The following is a 15,155-nucleotide window of genomic DNA, read 5'->3' as shown; positions in this document are numbered from 1 at the left end:
CGTCGCCTACTCCTGCGCCCGGTTGCCGTCCTCGTCCCAATGGGCGGCCACCTTCTTCGACGGCTGGACGCGGGGCGGCTCGCCGGGCATCTTGGGGTAGTCCGGGGGGAAGTTGAGTTCGCCGCCGGGCAGCGTCTCCCACAGATCGAGCAGCGGAGCCAAGGAGTACGCCTCGTCGTCCATCGACGCCCAGGGATCGCCGTCCTGCAGGTAGTCGGGGACGGTGACCAGGGAGTACTCGCGGGGGTCGCTGGTCTCGGCGAGGCGCTCCCAGGTCAGCGGCGTCGACACCGGGGCGCCGGGACGCGCCCGCAGACTCCACGCACTCGCGATGGTGCGGTCCCTGTTGTTCTGGTTGTAGTCGATGAAGAGGCGCGCACCGCGCTCCTCCTTCCACCAGGCCGTGGTCACGCCGTCGTCGCGGCGCTCGAGTTCACGGCCCAGGCCGATCGCGGCGTGACGCACGTCCTCGAACGTCCACTCCGGCCGGATCCGCACGTACACGTGGATGCCGCGGTTGCCACTGGTCTTCGGGTAGCCACGAAGACCCAGTTCCTCCAACAGTTCTCGCGTCACCAGAGCGACGCGGCGGGCGTCGGTGAACGAGGTTCCCGGCTGGGGGTCGATGTCGATGCGCAACTCGTCGGGACGGTCGACCTCGGGCCGACGGACCGGCCACGGGTGGAAGGTCAGGGTGCCCATCTGGGCGGCCCACACCAGCGACGCCGGCTCGGTGGGACACAGTTCCTCCGCGCGCCTCCGGCTCGGGAACGTGATCTCGACGGTCTCGACGAAATCGGGTGCACCTCTGGGCAATCGCTTCTGATAGAAGCCGTCGCCACCCTTGTCCTGCGGGCCGGTGGCCAGGCGCATCCCGTCGCGATACCCGTCGGGCCAGCGCTCCATCGCGGTGGGACGGTCCCCCAGGGCGCGCATCAACGGCTCGCCCACCGTCAAGAAGTACTCGCACACCTGCAGTTTGGTGATGTCCGGTGTGCGGTCCGTGGCCTCGTAGATGATGCGGTCCGGACTCGAGACCTTCACCTCACGCTCGCCGACCTGCAGCATCACGGGCGTCGACTTCGCGGCCACGGTCAGGACCTCTCGAGGATGTCGGAGACGTCGTAGTCCGCGGGCACGTCGAGCTGGTCGTACGTGCAGCTCAGCGGATCCCGGTCGGGGCGCCAGCGGACGAAGCGCGCGGCGTGGCGCAGCCTGGACTTCTCCATCTGGTCGTAGGCCACCTCGAGAACCCGCTCGGGCCGCACCGGGATCCACGTACGGTCCATGCCTGAGCGCCAGCGGGTCTGCTCTCCGTCGGAGACGATGTCGTCACCGAGCCGCAACGGTTCCAGTTCCTCGAGGTAGGACAACCGCTTCGCGTCCGTGAAGGCGGACGCGCCGCCGATCATCTGGAGCTGGTCACCGTTGTAGAGACCCAGCAGCATCGACCCGATACCGTTGCCGCTCTTGTGAATGCGGTACCCGATGAGAACGCAGTCGGCCGTGCGGGCGTGCTTGACCTTGATCATCTCGCGCTTGTTCGGCACGTACACGCCGTCGAGCCGCTTGGCCACGACCCCGTCCAGTCCGGCTCCCTCGAACCGGTCGAACCAGTCGGTGGCCAGAGCGGCGTCCGCGGTCACGCGCGTCACGTGGCACCGCGGCTCGGTCCGACCCGTGTCGAGGATCGTCTCCAGGCGGGCGCGCCTCTCGGCGAAGGGAAGTCCGGTCAGGTCCTCGTCACCGAGCGCCAGGAGATCGAAACCGATGAACTGCGCGGGGGTCTTCTCGGCCAGCATCCGCACGCGACTGTCGGCGGGGTGGATCCGCTCGGACAGCGAGTCCCAGTCGAGCCGCCACGATCCGTCGGTCTCGAGAGCGACCACCAGCTCGCCGTCGACGACACATCGTTCGGGCAGTTCCTCGCGCACGGCGTCGACCATCTCCGGGAAGTACCGGGCCAGGTCCTTACCACCGCGTGACCCGAGCACCACCTCGTCCCCGTCACGGAAGACGATCGTGCGGAAGCCGTCCCACTTCGGCTCGTAGGACCACGCCGGATCCCCCGAGTCGGGCTGGTCGGGGACCGTCTTGGAGGCCTTGGCGAGCATGGGCTGCAACGGGGGTGAAACGGGGAGGTCCACCGCTCAATACTTACACGTCGGACAAACGGCGCAACGGGCTTACAGTGTCGTCCATGACGATTTCTCGGCGACCGGGAACGCGGCGCGCTCCGGCCGTTCTCCTCGTGCTGACGGCGGTCGCCCTGCTGGCAGGATGCTCGTCGACGATCACCGGTACCCCCGTCGCTCAGCAGGGCTCCGTACCCGCGTCCGAGGTGCCCGAGTTGCCGAACGATTCGATCCTCCCGCCGGTCCCCACCACTCCGTCCGGCACCGGCGGCGACGTCTCCATCGACGCGCAGGCGGGTGACTGCGTGCGTCTCGGCGGCACGGTCGACGAGGCCACCATCGAGGAGGCCGCGTGCGGGTCTCCCGAATCGAACTACCGCGTGGTGTCTGCCGAGGTCTCCACCGACTTCTGTCCCGGTGACGTCGACCAGACGTACTACGAGACGCTCGCCGGCATCGAGCAGGGCGCGCTGTGCCTCGACATCGACTTCGTGGTCGGGGGATGCATGGATCTGGGCACGCCCGACCCGGAGCGCTCGGACTGCGACGCCCCGATGATCGGCGGTGTCCGGGTCGTCGACGTCCTGCAGGGCACGACCGACGCGTCGGAATGCCCGTCGTCACGCAGTTACGTCTACGACGAGCGCGCCTTCGTCGTCTGTCTCGACGACCAGTGACCTCGCCCTCGCCGACCGTCCCCCTGTCGTCGGCGCGCGGCCGGTGGATCGTGCTGGCCACGGTGCTGGGATCGACCCTGTCGCTGCTCGACGGAACCGTGGTCACCATCGCCCTCCCCGACATCGGGACCGAACTGGGCGCCGACGTCAGCGGGCTGCAGTGGACGGTCACCGGCTACACCCTGACGCTCGCCGCGTTCGTGCTGCTGGGCGGCTCGCTCGGCGACCGTGTCGGACGGCGGCGCATCTTCGTCCTGGGCACGATCTGGTTCGCGGTCGCGTCGGTCGCGTGCGGTCTGGCGCCGAACGTCGAGTTCCTCGTGCTCGCTCGTGTCGTGCAGGGCATCGGCGCTGCGTTGGTGACGCCGGGTTCGCTGGCGATCCTGTCGGCCTCGATCGACCCGAAGGATCGGGGTGCGGCCATCGGCCTGTGGTCGGGCTTCGGTGGCATCGGGTCCGCGGTGGGCCCGCTGCTGGGCGGCTGGCTCGTGGAGATCGCCGGGTGGCGGTCCATCTTCCTGCTCAACGTGCCGCTCGCCGTCGCGGTCGTCGTCGTCGCGTTGCGCCACGTGCCCGAGACGCGAGACCCCGAGACCTCCGGCCGACTCGACGTCCCCGGAGCTGCCGTCGTCGCCCTCGCTCTCGCGGCACTGACCTACGGGGCGATCGACGGACGGTGGCCGATCATCGCGATCGGCCTGGTCGGGCTGGCCGTGTTCGTGGTCGTCGAGCGCCGGACGGCCCACCCTCTGGTGCCGCCGTCGCTCTTCTCGTCCAGGGTCTTCGTCGCGGCGAACATCGTGACCTTCGCGGCCTACGCCGCGCTCGGCGGCGTGTTCTTCCTGCTGCTGCTGCAACTGCAGGTCGCGCTCGGCTACTCGGCCCTCGCCGCCGGCACGGCGACACTGCCGATCACCGCGGCGCTCCTCCTGCTGTCGGCGCGCGCCGGCGCGCTGGCCGGCCGCATCGGACCTCGTCTGCCCATGACGGTGGGACCACTGGTGGCCGCGGTCGGGCTGGTACTCATGGTCCGCATCGAGCCGGGATCGACCTACCTCGGTGCCGTGCTGCCGGCCGTCGTCGTGTTCGGCGTGGGGCTCTCCCTGCTCGTGGCGCCACTCACCGCGGCCGTCATCGGTGCGGCACCGGCATCGCACGCGGGTACCGCGTCCGCGGTGAACAACGCGGTCGCGCGCACGGCTCAACTGCTCTCGGTCGCCGCGATTCCCGGCATCGTCGGCATCTCCGGGCAGCTGGATCCCGCGCAGTTCTCCTCGGGATTCCGCGCCGCGATGCTCATCTGTGCGGCCATGCTGACTCTCGCCGGGGCAGTCGCCGCCGTCTCGATCCGCACACCTCGCCCGACGGGTCGCACACCGATGCACTGCGACGTGTCCGGACCGCCCGTGACGGACGGCCGCTGACGGTCACTCCGCCAGGCAGGCCACGCGGGGATCGACGCGCATCTTTGCGAGTGCGCTGCGGATCCGCGACTTCATCGTCGACACAGGCACGCCCATACGATCGGCGGCCTCCGCATACGTGAGACCTTCGAAGAACGCCATGAACAGGCATTCCCGCTGCCGGCCACTCAGTTCCTGCATCGCGTCGAGCACCGGACGGCGGTCGAGGAAGCGGTCCGACGTGTCGTGAATCCCCACGGCGGCGTCGAGCATCGCGTACTTCGACTCGCGATCGGTCCGCGACTGCTCGGACCGCACGCGGTCGATGGCTCGCCGGTGCGCCATGGTCACCAACCACGCCGCCGGCGACCCCTGTTCGGGCGAGAACGTGGGGGCCTTCTGCCACACCTCGAGATAGACGTCCTGGACGCACTCCTCGGAGAATCCACGATCGCGGAGCACCCGGAGCACGGCTCCGTAGACGCGGGAGGACGTCGCGTCGTAGAACCGGGCGAACGCCTGACGGTCACCACGGCCGACGGCCTGGAGCAGAGCCGACAGTTCCGCCGTCGAGCGAGCCGCGGGCCGAGGCGCGGGAGACACCGCCGAATCATCCGTAAGCGGCTGTGCAACAAGTGTATTCACGGTCTTCACCTCGATCCGTCGAACGCGGGACGTGCTCTCGATAGGCATGACGATGCCAGCGCTACCACGCGGTAGCGCATCGCGAGTGTCGCGATCGGGTCACTGGTTGATAACGGAACGGTCACGGCGGCTGAGGTCGAGTCCGGTGCCCGATGATCGGTGATTCCGGTGCGGTCTAGGGTTTTTGCCATGAGCAGCACCCCCGCAGACGCCACCACCTCCACCAGCGCCGACACGGCCGACGTCAAGCCCCGCAGCCGCGACGTCACCGACGGTCTCGAGAAGACCGCAGCGCGCGGCATGCTGCGCGCGGTCGGCATGGGCGACGCGGACTGGGGCAAGTCCCAGATCGGCGTCGCGTCGTCGTGGAACGAGATCACCCCGTGCAACCTCTCGCTCGATCGCCTGGCGAAGGCGGTCAAGGAGGGTGTGCACACGGGCGGCGGCTATCCCCTCGAGTTCGGCACCATCTCCGTGTCCGACGGCATCTCCATGGGCCACGAGGGCATGCACTTCTCGCTGGTCTCCCGTGAGGTCATCGCCGACTCGGTCGAGACCGTGATCAGCGCCGAGCGCCTCGACGGCTCCGTGCTGCTGGCCGGCTGCGACAAGTCGCTGCCCGGAATGCTCATGGCGGCCGCGCGCCTCGACCTCGCGAGCGTCTTCCTCTACGCGGGCTCCACTCTTCCCGGTTTCGCGACGCTCTCGGACGGCAGCGAGCACCAGGTCACCATCATCGACGCGTTCGAGGCCGTCGGCGCCTGCTCGCGCGGCCTGATGTCGCGTGAGGACGTCGACACCATCGAACGCGCGATCTGCCCCGGCGAGGGCGCCTGTGGCGGTATGTACACCGCCAACACGATGGCCAGCGCGGCCGAGGCCATGGGCATGTCGCTCCCCGGCAGCGCCGCCCCGCCCGCTCCCGACAAGCGTCGCGACGGATTCGCTCGTGCCAGCGGCGAGGCCGTCGTCGAACTGCTGCGTCGCGGCATCACCACGCGCGACATCATGACGAAGGAAGCGTTCGAGAACGCCATCGCCGTCGTCATGGCCTTCGGCGGTTCCACGAACGCCGTGCTGCATCTGCTCGCGATCGCGTACGAGGCAGGTGTCGAACTCACCCTCGACGATTTCGTCCGCGTCGGCGCCAAGGTGCCGCACCTCGCCGACGTGAAGCCGTTCGGCCGCCACGTCATGACCGACGTCGATCGCATCGGCGGCGTTCCCGTCGTCATGAAGGCCTTGCTCGACGCCGGCCTGCTGCACGGCGACTGCCTCACGGTCACCGGCAAGACGGTGGCGGAGAACCTCGCCGACATCGCCCCGCCGGATCCCGACGGTCTGGTGCTGCGCGCGATGAGCGAGCCGATCCACCCGACCGGCGGCATCACGATTCTGAAGGGCTCGCTGGCTCCCGGCGGCGCCGTCGTGAAGTCGGCAGGCTTCGACTCCGACGTCTTCGAGGGCACCGCCCGCGTCTTCGAGCGTGAGCGCGCCGCGATGGACGCTCTCGAGGACGGCACCATCACGTCCGGCGACGTCGTCGTCATCCGGTACGAGGGCCCCAAGGGCGGCCCGGGCATGCGCGAGATGCTGGCGATCACCGGAGCCATCAAGGGCGCGGGCCTCGGCAAGGACGTCCTGCTGATGACCGACGGTCGGTTCTCGGGTGGCACGACGGGCCTGTGTGTCGGGCACATCGCTCCCGAGGCCGTCGACGGCGGACCGATCGCGTTCGTCCGCGACGGCGACCGCATCCGCCTGGACGTCGCGAACGGCACGCTCGACCTGCTGGTCGAGGACGCCGAGCTCGAGTCACGCAAGGCGGAGTGGGCACCGCTTCCGCCTCGCTACACCCGTGGCGTGCTGGCCAAGTACTCCAAGCTCGTGGGGTCCGCGTCGCAGGGCGCCGTCTGCAGCTGAGACCGCGCGGTGACAAGACCGTGACCTGACCGTGACCGTCGGCAGAGTTGGCTGATACCCGGCGGGGGCATTCTTCGAGGATAAGACGCGGCAACGATCGTTGCCGTCGATCGTTTTCGGGAGAGGGCAACCCACGTCATGTCAGTCGTCAAGAGAACCATCGCCGGAGCGTTCACCGTCGCACTCGGTGTCGCCGCATTCCTGCCCGCCACCGCCTCGGCCGCACCGGTCACGGCATGCCAGGCACCGTTCGGTGCGGACGCCGTGCCCGCCGGTGGCCTGTGCTCGGCGACCAGTGACGCCTCCAGCGCCGCTGCCGCCTACGGTGACGCGTCCGCCGACGCCAGCCGCAACGCCCTCGCCCTGGCGCTCGGCCTCAACGGCGGCATCGCCAGCAGCTCGGCCGTCGGTTACGCGGCACCGGCCGCCATCGCGTTCGGACCGGGTTCCGTCGCCGAGGCACTCGGCCTGAACCCGGGTCTGTCCATCGCCATCGCGGCACCGGGCTCGACCGTCACGGTCGACTCCCTCGGTGGCGTCACCTGCGACGGCCCCGGATTCGCCGGCGACCTCACCACGCTGAAGGCGTGCCTGCGCGTCAACTGATCCACAGCTCCACCCAGCCGACACGACGAAGGCCGTGACCCCCTCTCGGGAGTCACGGCCTTCGTCGTGTGGCTGGGGTCCGGCGATCAGCCCGTGACGGTGAACCCGGTACCGACGCCGCCGCCGCGGTTGATGTCGTCGAGCACCGTCTGGATGTTGGTGCCCACCTCGGGACCGATGCACGGGATGCCCAGGTACGCGTTGACCATGCCCACCAACGTGGTGCCGGCGACGACCGGGCCGCCCGAGTCACCCTGCTGGACGCAGATCTGCGTGTAGGTGCGGTCGTTCTGGAAGAGCTCCCCGTAGGTGATGCCGCACGTGTTACCGGTGGTGCGGCCCTCCTTGCACATGATGCCGGGGAAGGTCGCGGGCGCCCCCACGCCCGTGATGGTCACGTTGCCGACGCGGTTGGTCGGTGCGACGCGGCCCCGATCGAACTCGATGACGGCGTAGTCGAGGCCGGGGACCGAGCTCACGATGCGGCCGACGGCGCCCGCGTCGGGCAGGTACTCGGCGCCGATCAGATCACCGGGAACGCCGCAGTGACCTGCGGTGATGCCGACGAGTCGACCGGCGGCGTCGTTGCCGATGGTGGTCAGTGTGCAGTCGAACTTGCCCTTGCCGGTGCTGTCTGCGACGAGCACTCCAGATCCGCCACCGAGCACGGCGACGGGTGCGGCCGACGCGGTTCCGGCGCCGATCCCGCCGGCGAGCGCCAGCGCTGTGGTGGCAATGAGCACGAGTTTCTTGAGCATGTATCCCCTCCGAGGTCACGCACACCGTAGCAATACGCGGGACCCGGAACGCGACGCTTCTACTCGTTCTTCAGTCGATCGAGCGCGCGGCGTGCCTCGTCGAGTTCCCGACTCAGGGCCTCGACCCGCTCGAGCGCGGCAGCCCGAGCCGCCTCGATCTTGTCCTCGACGGCAGCGGAAGCCACATCGTCGCCCAGTTCGCGGATCGCGCGGAGGACCCGGTCTGCCGTCACGTCCGACGGCTTGGCCAGCTTCTTCGCACCGTGCGACACGGTGACGGTCCACTGATCGTCGGGCCCCGACGTCACGGTCACCGACACCGGCGCGGGCTGCGCCTTCGTGCGCCGAGCCGGCCGAACCGCGGGCTTCACCGACGTCTCCGGCGCGAGAGCCGGCGTGGCCACCGACTTCTCGGGTGCTGCTTTCTCGGGCACGGGAGTCTCCGATCGGGGCGTCGCTGCATGTGGGACGACGGGGGGTGGGACCACGGCGGGGCGGGTTGTCGGGCGCGCCGCCGTCGTGCGCGGAGCGACCTTCGTGGCCTTGCGCGCCGGCGCCGGCGCGTCCTTGCTCAGACGCAACTCGTCCGCCTCGTACGGCAGCTGGTCGTCGATGCCCTTGGGGCTCACCGTCACCGTGGTGCCGTCGATCGAGATCACCCGCGCCGAGGCGCCCGCCTCGAGGCCGAGGGACGGCGTCGCCTCCCGCAGGTAGACGGTGACGCGGCGACCGGCCGCGAGCCCCGCCTCGAGAGTCGCGAGGTCCTCGGCGGACAGCGCCTCGCCGGGTCGGGGGGCGCGGCGCCGGGCGGGAGCGCTCATGATCGGGTGCCTCTCGTCGTGAGTGGAGCGGGTCGTGGCTGGGGATCGGCGAGTCCGGGCGTGGGGCAGAACGGACGCGACAGAAGTTTTGCACGACCCACCGACACCGTTCGACGCACCGAGTCCTGCCACCTAGCCTCGATCGGATGAGACTGCCCTTTCCGTCACCGGCGCGAGATCGAGTACGACGCAATCGGCGCATCCCGCTCACCAACCGGCTGCGGCGCTACCGCAGGCACCAGATCGGCGACTGGACCTACGGCAAGCCCATGGTCGGCTGGGCGGACGGCGGCCGGTTGACCATCGGCAAATACTGCTCCTTCGCACACGGGTCCGTGATACTGCTCGGCGGAGAGCACGATGCCGATGCGGTGAGCACCTACCCGTTCACCGAGGTCTTCCCACCGGCGGACCGCACCCGGCGCGCGGAGCCGCGCACCAAGGGGGACGTCAGCATCGGCCACGACGTGTGGGTGGGCCTCGGCGCCATGATCATGTCGGGAGTGACGATCGGGGACGGGGCGGTCATCGCCGCACGGGCGGTCGTCGTGAAGGACGTGCCGCCCTACACCGTGGTGGGCGGTGTCCCCGCGAAGCCGATCCGACGACGCGCGAGCGAGGAGACGGCCCGCGCACTGCAGGGGATCGCGTGGTGGGACTGGCCGCACAGCGACGTTCTCGCCCGTGCCGCAGACCTGCAGAGCGCGGATCTCGACGGGTTCGTCGCCAAGTACGGCGTCTCCTGACCCGCCTTCCGGTTGCGCCACCACCACCGCGGGTAGCCGTGCCCCATGACTACTGACGAGAGAACCGAAGGCACCGCCCGCGTCGCAGAACTGCTGTCCGACGCGAAGCTCTGCATGTTCACCACCCACGGCACCGACGGCCACCTGAAGGCGAGGCCGATGGCTCTGCAGGAGACCGAGTTCGACGGCGATCTGTGGTTCTTCGCGGCGAACGACTCGAGGAAGGTGGCCGACATCCGCTCCGATCCGTCGGTCAACGTCTCGTTCCAGTCGGGCACGTCGTGGGTCTCGCTGTCGGGGCGCGCGAGCGTGGTGCTGGACGACGCGAAGAAGAAGGATCTCTGGAGCCAGGGCGTCGCCGCGTGGTTCGAGAACGGTCCCGAGTCCGACGAGGTCGTCCTCATCCGGGTGGAGTCGGAGGGAGCCGAGTTCTGGTCGGCGCCGGGGTCCAAGGTCTCGACGCTCATCGCGTACGCCAAGTCGCGCATCACGGGCGACAAGCCGGACGTGGGTGACAACGAGAAGGTCGACATGTCGTGACGGAGGCACCACTTCGGTTCCGCGGCCGGGGCGGCTCGTGAAAGTGGCACCGGGGTACCTGTCCCGGGCGTAGCGTTGCGGACCATCACGTGCACGGCCCACCACCGGTGGCGCATCGGAGGGGGAAGGCGAGCGGACATGTCTCAACTGGATTCGACCGAGCATCCGCTGACGGGGAGATCCTCGTCCTCCGACGATCAGGTCTTCCTCATCGACGCGGTCTCCGACGTCGACGTCCACGCGGCCGACGACTGGATCGACCGCCACCACGGTGACGGCCGTCCGGAGTCGGTCGTCATGACGGGCAAGGCCCTCGACGAACTCACCGAGCGGGCCGGTGGCGCCGATCCACTCATCACTCCGTTGCGGGTGAGCTGGACCAAGGCTCCGCGTAAGGGATTCGGTCTCCGGGTGGGCCGGGCACGCCGCGGTGAGCCGCGCATCATCGAGGGTGAGCCCGCCTCGTTGTCGGCGCTGCGTGAGCGGTTCGAGGCGACGGCCGGCCGCTCCCTGTCGTCCTACATCGCGCGGCAGGCCAGCCTCACGCTGGACAAGGCCGAGCGTGAGGTCATCGGCAGCGAGTACAAGGTGCCGCGGTTCGTCGTCGAGGAGATGACGGAGCGCTCGCAGTTCCGCGCCGATCTGGCGGAGTTGGCGGCCTCGGTGGACACCCCGGTGTCGGCGGTCAATGCTCGGGTTCACGAGATCCTCGACGAGATGGTGGCCACCGAGAACAAGGGTGCCGTCGAACTCTGGGGCCAGCTCGGTGCCTTCTTCTCGCGGGCCTACCGCGTCGAGGTGGACACCGAGAAGCTCGCCGAGCTGCGCGATCTGGACAAGTCGTTCCCCCTGGTCTTCCTGCCGAACCACCGCTCCTACCTCGACCCGCTGGTTCTGCGCCCCGCCCTGCTCGAGCAGGGCTTCCCGCTCAATCACGTCATGGGCGGCATCAACGTCGGGTTCTGGCCCATCGGCCCGCTCGCGAAGCGCAGCGGTGTGGTGTTGATCCAGCGCAAGTTCTCCGACGCGGTCTACAAGTGGACCCTGCGCCAGTACATGAGCTTCCTGTTGAGCAAGAAGTTCAACCTCGAGTGGTACATCGAGGGTGGCAGGTCTCGCACCGGCAAGCTCCGGCCTCCGCGCTTCGGCCTGCTCACCTACCTCTTCGACGCGCTCGAGAACAGTACGGCGGCCGACGCGTACCTCGTCCCGACGTCCATCACCTACGACCGGTTGCACGAGGTCGGCGAGATGGCGAAGGAGTCGCACGGTGCGACGAAGCAGACCGAGGGAATCCGGATGGCCATCGGGTACGTCCGCGCCCAGGGCCAGTTACGCGGAACCGTCTACCTGCGGTTCGGGACTCCGATGTCGGCACGGCAGTTCCTCGACGAGTACGACGACAAGCGGGTCGCGGTGCAGCGTGCGGCGCTGGCGGTGTCGCACGCCATCAACGAGTCCACTCCGGTGACGCCGGCGGCGCTGGTGGCGATGGCGATGCTCGGTATCGAGGACCGCGCGCTGAACAAGCGTGAGATGTGGTCGATCATCGAGCCGTTGGCGTCGTACATCCAGCAGCGTGGTCTCCCGACGGCGGGTGGGGTGGATCTGACCGACATCGACGTCATGACGGCCGCTGTGCGCGCGCAGGTCGCGGCCGGTGTGGTGCGGCGCTTCGACGACGGCCCGGAGCCGTTGTTCCTGCTCGCGCAGGACAAGCATCTCGTCGCGTCGTTCTTCCGCAACAACGCCATTCACTTCTTCGTGATGCGGGCGATCGGCGAGTTGGTGGTGTTGCGCACCGAGGACTGCCCCACGGGCGAGGTGGCCGCCGACGATCTGTGGAAGTCCGCGCTGGAACTGCGGGACATGCTGAAGTTCGAGTTCTTCTTCGGCGAGAAGCGTGAGTTCGGGGAGCGCCTCGAAGCCGAGGTCGATCTCATCGATCCGCACTGGCGCACCGGTCTCGATCGACCCGGATACGCGCTGAAGTCGTTGCAGTCGCAGCCTTTTCATCTGGCGCACCGGGTACTGCAGCCGATCTTCGAGGCGTATCAGGTGGTGGCCGACCAGCTGCTCACCCTCACACCGGGTGCGAAGTTCGACAAGGTGTCGTTCCTCGACGACTGCCTGGGCGTCGCGCAGTCGCGGCGACTCCGACAGCAGCTCGAGCACAGCGAGGCCATCTCGAACGAGCTCTTCGACACCGCCCTGCAGTTGGCCGACAATCGTGGTCTCCTGTCCACCGAGGACGACGACATCGCTTCCCGCCGTCAGGAATTCGCTGCGGACATCGCGGCGTGGGGACGTGTGAGCAGACGTATCCGCACGATGGTGCACGTGGCCCTCGACTCCGTCGACGGTGCGGACGCACCCGATCGACCAGACAACGCTTCCGGAGGGCACCGGTGACCAGCACTCACCCAGCACACACGTTCCAGGATCTGCTCGACGAGGTCGCACAGGCTCCGAAGGGTCCGGACGTGGTGGCGTTCTTCGATTTCGACGGCACCGTGATCGACGGTTACTCCGCGACCGCCGTGTTCAAGGAACGTCTTCGCCGCTTCGACGTCGACCTGTTCGAGCTGTGGGAGATCAGCAGCGCCGTCGTGGAGATGCGGGTGCGCGGGACCACCGTCGACAACCTGATGGACAAGGCCGTGCACGCGTTGGCCGGCAAGACGCACGACGAGTTGATGGAGCAGGCGCAGCGGCTCTTCCGCTCCGAGATCGCTTCGCAGATCTTTCCTCAGGTCCGCACCCTCGTCGCCGCGCATCGCCGGGCCGGTCACCGCGTCGTGATGTCGACGTCCGCGACCCCGTACCAGGCTCAGCCCGTGGTCGACGACCTCCGCTTCGACGACCTGATCTGCACCCACCCCGAGATCGGGCCGGACGGCGTCCTCACCGGCCTCCTCGACGGCCGGTCGCTGTGGGGTCCGCGCAAGGCCGAGGGGATCGAGGACTGGGCGACGGCCGAGGGCGTCGACACCTCCGTGTGTTTCGGCTACTCCAACGGCATCGAGGACGTCCCGATGCTCGAGGCCGTCGGTCGTCCCGTCGCGCTCAACCCGGACCCCGAACTCGACCGCACGGCGCGTGACCGCGGCTGGTCCCGTGTCCAGCTGCGCAGGCCCACGCGCGGAGCCGATCTGACGTCCACCGTGCGCAGCGTCGCCGCCCTCGGCTCGGTCCTGGCGAGTGCCGGACTGGGTGCGACCCTGGGCGTGCTCAGCGGCAGCCGCCGAGTGGGCGCCAACGTCACCAACGCCGTCGCACCGGAGGTCGCTCTGGCCCTCACCGGCATCACGGTGAACGTGGTGAACGAGGAGAACGCCTGGAGCCACCGACCGGCGGTGTTCCTGTTCAACCATCAGTCCACGATGGACATGATCGTCGTCGCCCGTGTCCTGCGTCGGGACATCACGGCCGGTCGCGAAGAAGGAACTGAGCCGCGACCCCCGGTTCGCCCCCCTCGGGGCTCTCTTCGACGTGGCCTACGTCGACCGATCGAACAACGCCGCGGCGCGCGAAGCGATGAAGCCGGCCATCGACAAGCTCCACAGCGGCGTGTCGGTGGCCGTGGCCCCGGAGGGCACCCGCATGCCGACGGAGCGGTTGGGGCGCTTCAAGAAGGGCGGGTTCCATCTGGCCATGGCGGCCGGGGTCCCGGTGGTTCCCCTGATCCTCCAGGGAGCGGGCGACGTGATGTGGAAGTCCTCGTTCACCGCGCACTCCGGCACCGTCACCGTCACTGTGGGAGAACCGATCCCGACGACGGACTGGACGGCGGAGACACTGGACGAGCACATCGCGGAGGTCCGGGCGGTCTACGAGCGGACTCTCGACCATGCCTGACCAGGGCCCACCGGACGCCGGCCGGCCCACCTTCCGGCAGAACGAGGTCGAACAGACCCTGCTGGGAGAGGAACCCACGTACACCCGCGATCAGGTCGCGGAGCTGGCGAACGTGGATCTCGAACGCGCGCAACAACTGTGGATCGCCATGGGCTTCCCGGTCAGCCCGGATCCGGACGCCGTCATGTTCACCGATGCCGACATCGAGGCGCTGCGCCTGCTCACGACACTCGTCGACGAGAACGTCGTCGAGAAGTCGATGGAGGTGGCGGTCGCGCGGACGCTGGGGCAGTCGATGTCACGACTGGCCGAGTGGCAGGTGGGCGTCGTCAACTCCTACATCCGCTCGCGCATCGCTGCCGACGCCGCCGATCCGGACGCCATTCGATCGGAGTCCCGGGTCACCGCCGCGGACACGGTGCCCACCATGGAGAAACTGCAGAACTACGTGTGGCGGCGCCATCTCGCCGCGGTGGCCGGGCGCGCACTGTCCGTCGAGTCGAGCGGGGAGACCGACACGGTGCTCGCGGTCGGCTTCGCGGACATGGTCGGCTACACCTCGCTCACCCGTCGACTCGATGTCTCCGAGCTGACCTCGCTGCTCGAGGAGTTCGAGTCGGTGGCCACGACGATCATCGCCCGCGGCCACGGATCGGTGGTGAAGAACGTCGGCGATGAGGTGATGTTCCAGACCACCGACCCCCGGGACGCGGCACGGATCGCCCTGGAGCTGCACGACGCCTTCGCCGACCGGGACGACGTTCCCGCGCTGCGCGTCGGCATCGCCGTGGGTCCGGTGCTCGCCCGCTTCGGCGACCTGTACGGGTCCGTGGTCAACATGGCTGCCCGCCTGACCAGTAACGCGCACCCCGGCACGGTGCTGGTGGACAGCGAGACGGCCGACGCGCTGTCGGGCGAGGACGAGTTCTACCTCAAGTCGCTACGACCCCTGCGGGTGCGCGGTTTCAGCAAGCTACGCACCTACGCGCTGCGTCGCAATCGCGATCACCAGCGGGAAGGATCGCGCGACACCGAGCGTTGAC

At 68.9% G+C, this 15,155-nt stretch carries 15 protein-coding genes and 1 pseudogene; 10 read left to right on the top strand and 6 right to left on the bottom strand.

Going from position 1 to position 15,155, the window contains the following annotated elements; genetic code table 11:
* Positions 1-6: 6 nt before the first annotated feature.
* On the bottom strand, positions 7-1,092 hold the full coding sequence (locus QE397_RS20975) for a DNA polymerase domain-containing protein (protein WP_307097117.1): 1,086 nt from the start codon (positions 1,090-1,092) through the stop codon (positions 7-9).
* A 2-nt stretch (positions 1,093-1,094) separates the two neighbouring features.
* Entirely contained in the window at positions 1,095-2,147 is a 1,053-nt protein-coding gene (locus tag QE397_RS20970) for an ATP-dependent DNA ligase (RefSeq protein ID WP_222632253.1), read from the bottom strand.
* A 53-nt stretch (positions 2,148-2,200) separates the two neighbouring features.
* Here QE397_RS20970 and QE397_RS20965 point away from each other — a divergent pair, with 53 nt between their 5' ends.
* Entirely contained in the window at positions 2,201-2,812 is a 612-nt protein-coding gene (locus tag QE397_RS20965; protein WP_222629718.1) for a hypothetical protein, read from the top strand.
* The gene (locus QE397_RS20960) at positions 2,746-4,236 is read left to right on the top strand and encodes an MFS transporter (RefSeq protein WP_307097113.1); all 1,491 of its coding nucleotides are present in this window, start codon (positions 2,746-2,748) and stop codon (positions 4,234-4,236) included. Before QE397_RS20965 ends, QE397_RS20960 begins: the two co-directional genes overlap by 67 nt.
* Before the next feature lie 3 nt (positions 4,237-4,239).
* On the opposite strand, the gene QE397_RS20955 is transcribed toward QE397_RS20960, so the two are convergent.
* The gene (locus QE397_RS20955) at positions 4,240-4,818 is read right to left on the bottom strand and encodes a sigma-70 family RNA polymerase sigma factor (RefSeq protein WP_027506115.1); all 579 of its coding nucleotides are present in this window, start codon (positions 4,816-4,818) and stop codon (positions 4,240-4,242) included.
* Between the two features lie 231 nt (positions 4,819-5,049).
* Here QE397_RS20955 and ilvD point away from each other — a divergent pair, with 231 nt between their 5' ends.
* On the top strand, positions 5,050-6,783 hold the full coding sequence (gene ilvD, locus QE397_RS20950) for a dihydroxy-acid dehydratase (protein ID WP_027506114.1): 1,734 nt from the start codon (positions 5,050-5,052) through the stop codon (positions 6,781-6,783).
* A gap of 138 nt (positions 6,784-6,921) precedes the next feature.
* Positions 6,922-7,389 carry a DUF6764 family protein gene (locus QE397_RS20945; RefSeq protein WP_037185983.1) on the top strand — a complete coding sequence of 156 codons (468 nt, stop codon included), beginning with the start codon at positions 6,922-6,924 and terminating at the stop codon, positions 7,387-7,389.
* An 86-nt stretch (positions 7,390-7,475) separates the two neighbouring features.
* Here the strand turns inward: QE397_RS20945 and QE397_RS20940 are convergent, their stop codons facing one another.
* Positions 7,476-8,147, bottom strand: a complete 672-nt coding sequence (locus QE397_RS20940; RefSeq protein WP_307097109.1) for a S1 family peptidase — start codon at positions 8,145-8,147, stop codon at positions 7,476-7,478.
* A gap of 59 nt (positions 8,148-8,206) precedes the next feature.
* On the bottom strand, positions 8,207-8,968 hold the full coding sequence (locus QE397_RS20935) for a DUF6319 family protein (RefSeq protein WP_307097107.1): 762 nt from the start codon (positions 8,966-8,968) through the stop codon (positions 8,207-8,209).
* Between the two features lie 146 nt (positions 8,969-9,114).
* Between QE397_RS20935 and QE397_RS20930 the strand changes: the two genes are divergently transcribed.
* The 4 genes and pseudogenes from QE397_RS20930 to QE397_RS20915 all read left to right on the top strand — a co-directional run.
* Positions 9,115-9,714, top strand: a complete 600-nt coding sequence (locus QE397_RS20930) for a CatB-related O-acetyltransferase (RefSeq protein ID WP_222649917.1) — start codon at positions 9,115-9,117, stop codon at positions 9,712-9,714.
* Positions 9,715-9,759: 45 nt separating this feature from the next.
* Positions 9,760-10,254, top strand: coding sequence for a pyridoxamine 5'-phosphate oxidase family protein (locus QE397_RS20925; RefSeq protein ID WP_027506110.1), 495 nt, complete (start codon positions 9,760-9,762; stop codon positions 10,252-10,254).
* 138 nt (positions 10,255-10,392) lie between these two features.
* Positions 10,393-12,666, top strand: a complete 2,274-nt coding sequence (locus QE397_RS20920) for a glycerol-3-phosphate 1-O-acyltransferase (protein WP_307097104.1) — start codon at positions 10,393-10,395, stop codon at positions 12,664-12,666.
* A pseudogene (locus tag QE397_RS20915) lies at positions 12,555-13,277 on the top strand (HAD family hydrolase); the annotation flags it as partial. The gene QE397_RS20920 and the pseudogene QE397_RS20915, both read left to right, overlap by 112 nt.
* On the opposite strand, the gene QE397_RS20910 reads toward QE397_RS20915, so the two are convergent.
* Positions 13,262-13,624 (bottom strand): hypothetical protein, encoded by a 363-nt coding sequence (locus QE397_RS20910; RefSeq protein WP_307097102.1) that lies wholly within the window; start codon positions 13,622-13,624, stop codon positions 13,262-13,264. The pseudogene QE397_RS20915 and the gene QE397_RS20910 sit on opposite strands and share 16 nt — an antisense overlap.
* A gap of 35 nt (positions 13,625-13,659) precedes the next feature.
* Here QE397_RS20910 and QE397_RS20905 point away from each other — a divergent pair, with 35 nt between their 5' ends.
* Positions 13,660-14,112: a 1-acyl-sn-glycerol-3-phosphate acyltransferase gene (locus tag QE397_RS20905; protein WP_307097099.1), complete on the top strand. Its 453-nt coding sequence runs from the start codon at positions 13,660-13,662 to the stop codon at positions 14,110-14,112.
* The gene (locus QE397_RS20900) at positions 14,105-15,154 is read left to right on the top strand and encodes an adenylate/guanylate cyclase domain-containing protein (RefSeq protein WP_051613418.1); all 1,050 of its coding nucleotides are present in this window, start codon (positions 14,105-14,107) and stop codon (positions 15,152-15,154) included. Before QE397_RS20905 ends, QE397_RS20900 begins: the two co-directional genes overlap by 8 nt.
* Position 15,155: the final 1 nt, after the last annotated feature.

The organism is Rhodococcus sp. SORGH_AS_0301, assembly GCF_030818285.1.
Classification (GTDB): domain Bacteria; phylum Actinomycetota; class Actinomycetes; order Mycobacteriales; family Mycobacteriaceae; genus Rhodococcoides.
Note: the sequence above shows the minus strand (reverse complement) of the source record. Positions and strands in the feature narration are given on the sequence as shown.

Coding starts and splice junctions, on each gene's coding strand:
- QE397_RS20965 (WP_222629718.1), top strand. CDS start 2,201: ATGACGATTTCTCGGCGACCGGGAACGCGGCGCGCTCCGGCCGTTCTC.
- QE397_RS20960 (WP_307097113.1), top strand. CDS start 2,746: ATGCCCGTCGTCACGCAGTTACGTCTACGACGAGCGCGCCTTCGTCGT.
- ilvD (WP_027506114.1), top strand. CDS start 5,050: ATGAGCAGCACCCCCGCAGACGCCACCACCTCCACCAGCGCCGACACG.
- QE397_RS20945 (WP_037185983.1), top strand. CDS start 6,922: ATGTCAGTCGTCAAGAGAACCATCGCCGGAGCGTTCACCGTCGCACTC.
- QE397_RS20940 (WP_307097109.1), bottom strand. CDS start 8,147: ATGCTCAAGAAACTCGTGCTCATTGCCACCACAGCGCTGGCGCTCGCC.
- QE397_RS20935 (WP_307097107.1), bottom strand. CDS start 8,968: ATGAGCGCTCCCGCCCGGCGCCGCGCCCCCCGACCCGGCGAGGCGCTG.
- QE397_RS20930 (WP_222649917.1), top strand. CDS start 9,115: ATGAGACTGCCCTTTCCGTCACCGGCGCGAGATCGAGTACGACGCAAT.
- QE397_RS20925 (WP_027506110.1), top strand. CDS start 9,760: ATGACTACTGACGAGAGAACCGAAGGCACCGCCCGCGTCGCAGAACTG.
- QE397_RS20920 (WP_307097104.1), top strand. CDS start 10,393: ATGTCTCAACTGGATTCGACCGAGCATCCGCTGACGGGGAGATCCTCG.
- QE397_RS20900 (WP_051613418.1), top strand. CDS start 14,105: ATGCCTGACCAGGGCCCACCGGACGCCGGCCGGCCCACCTTCCGGCAG.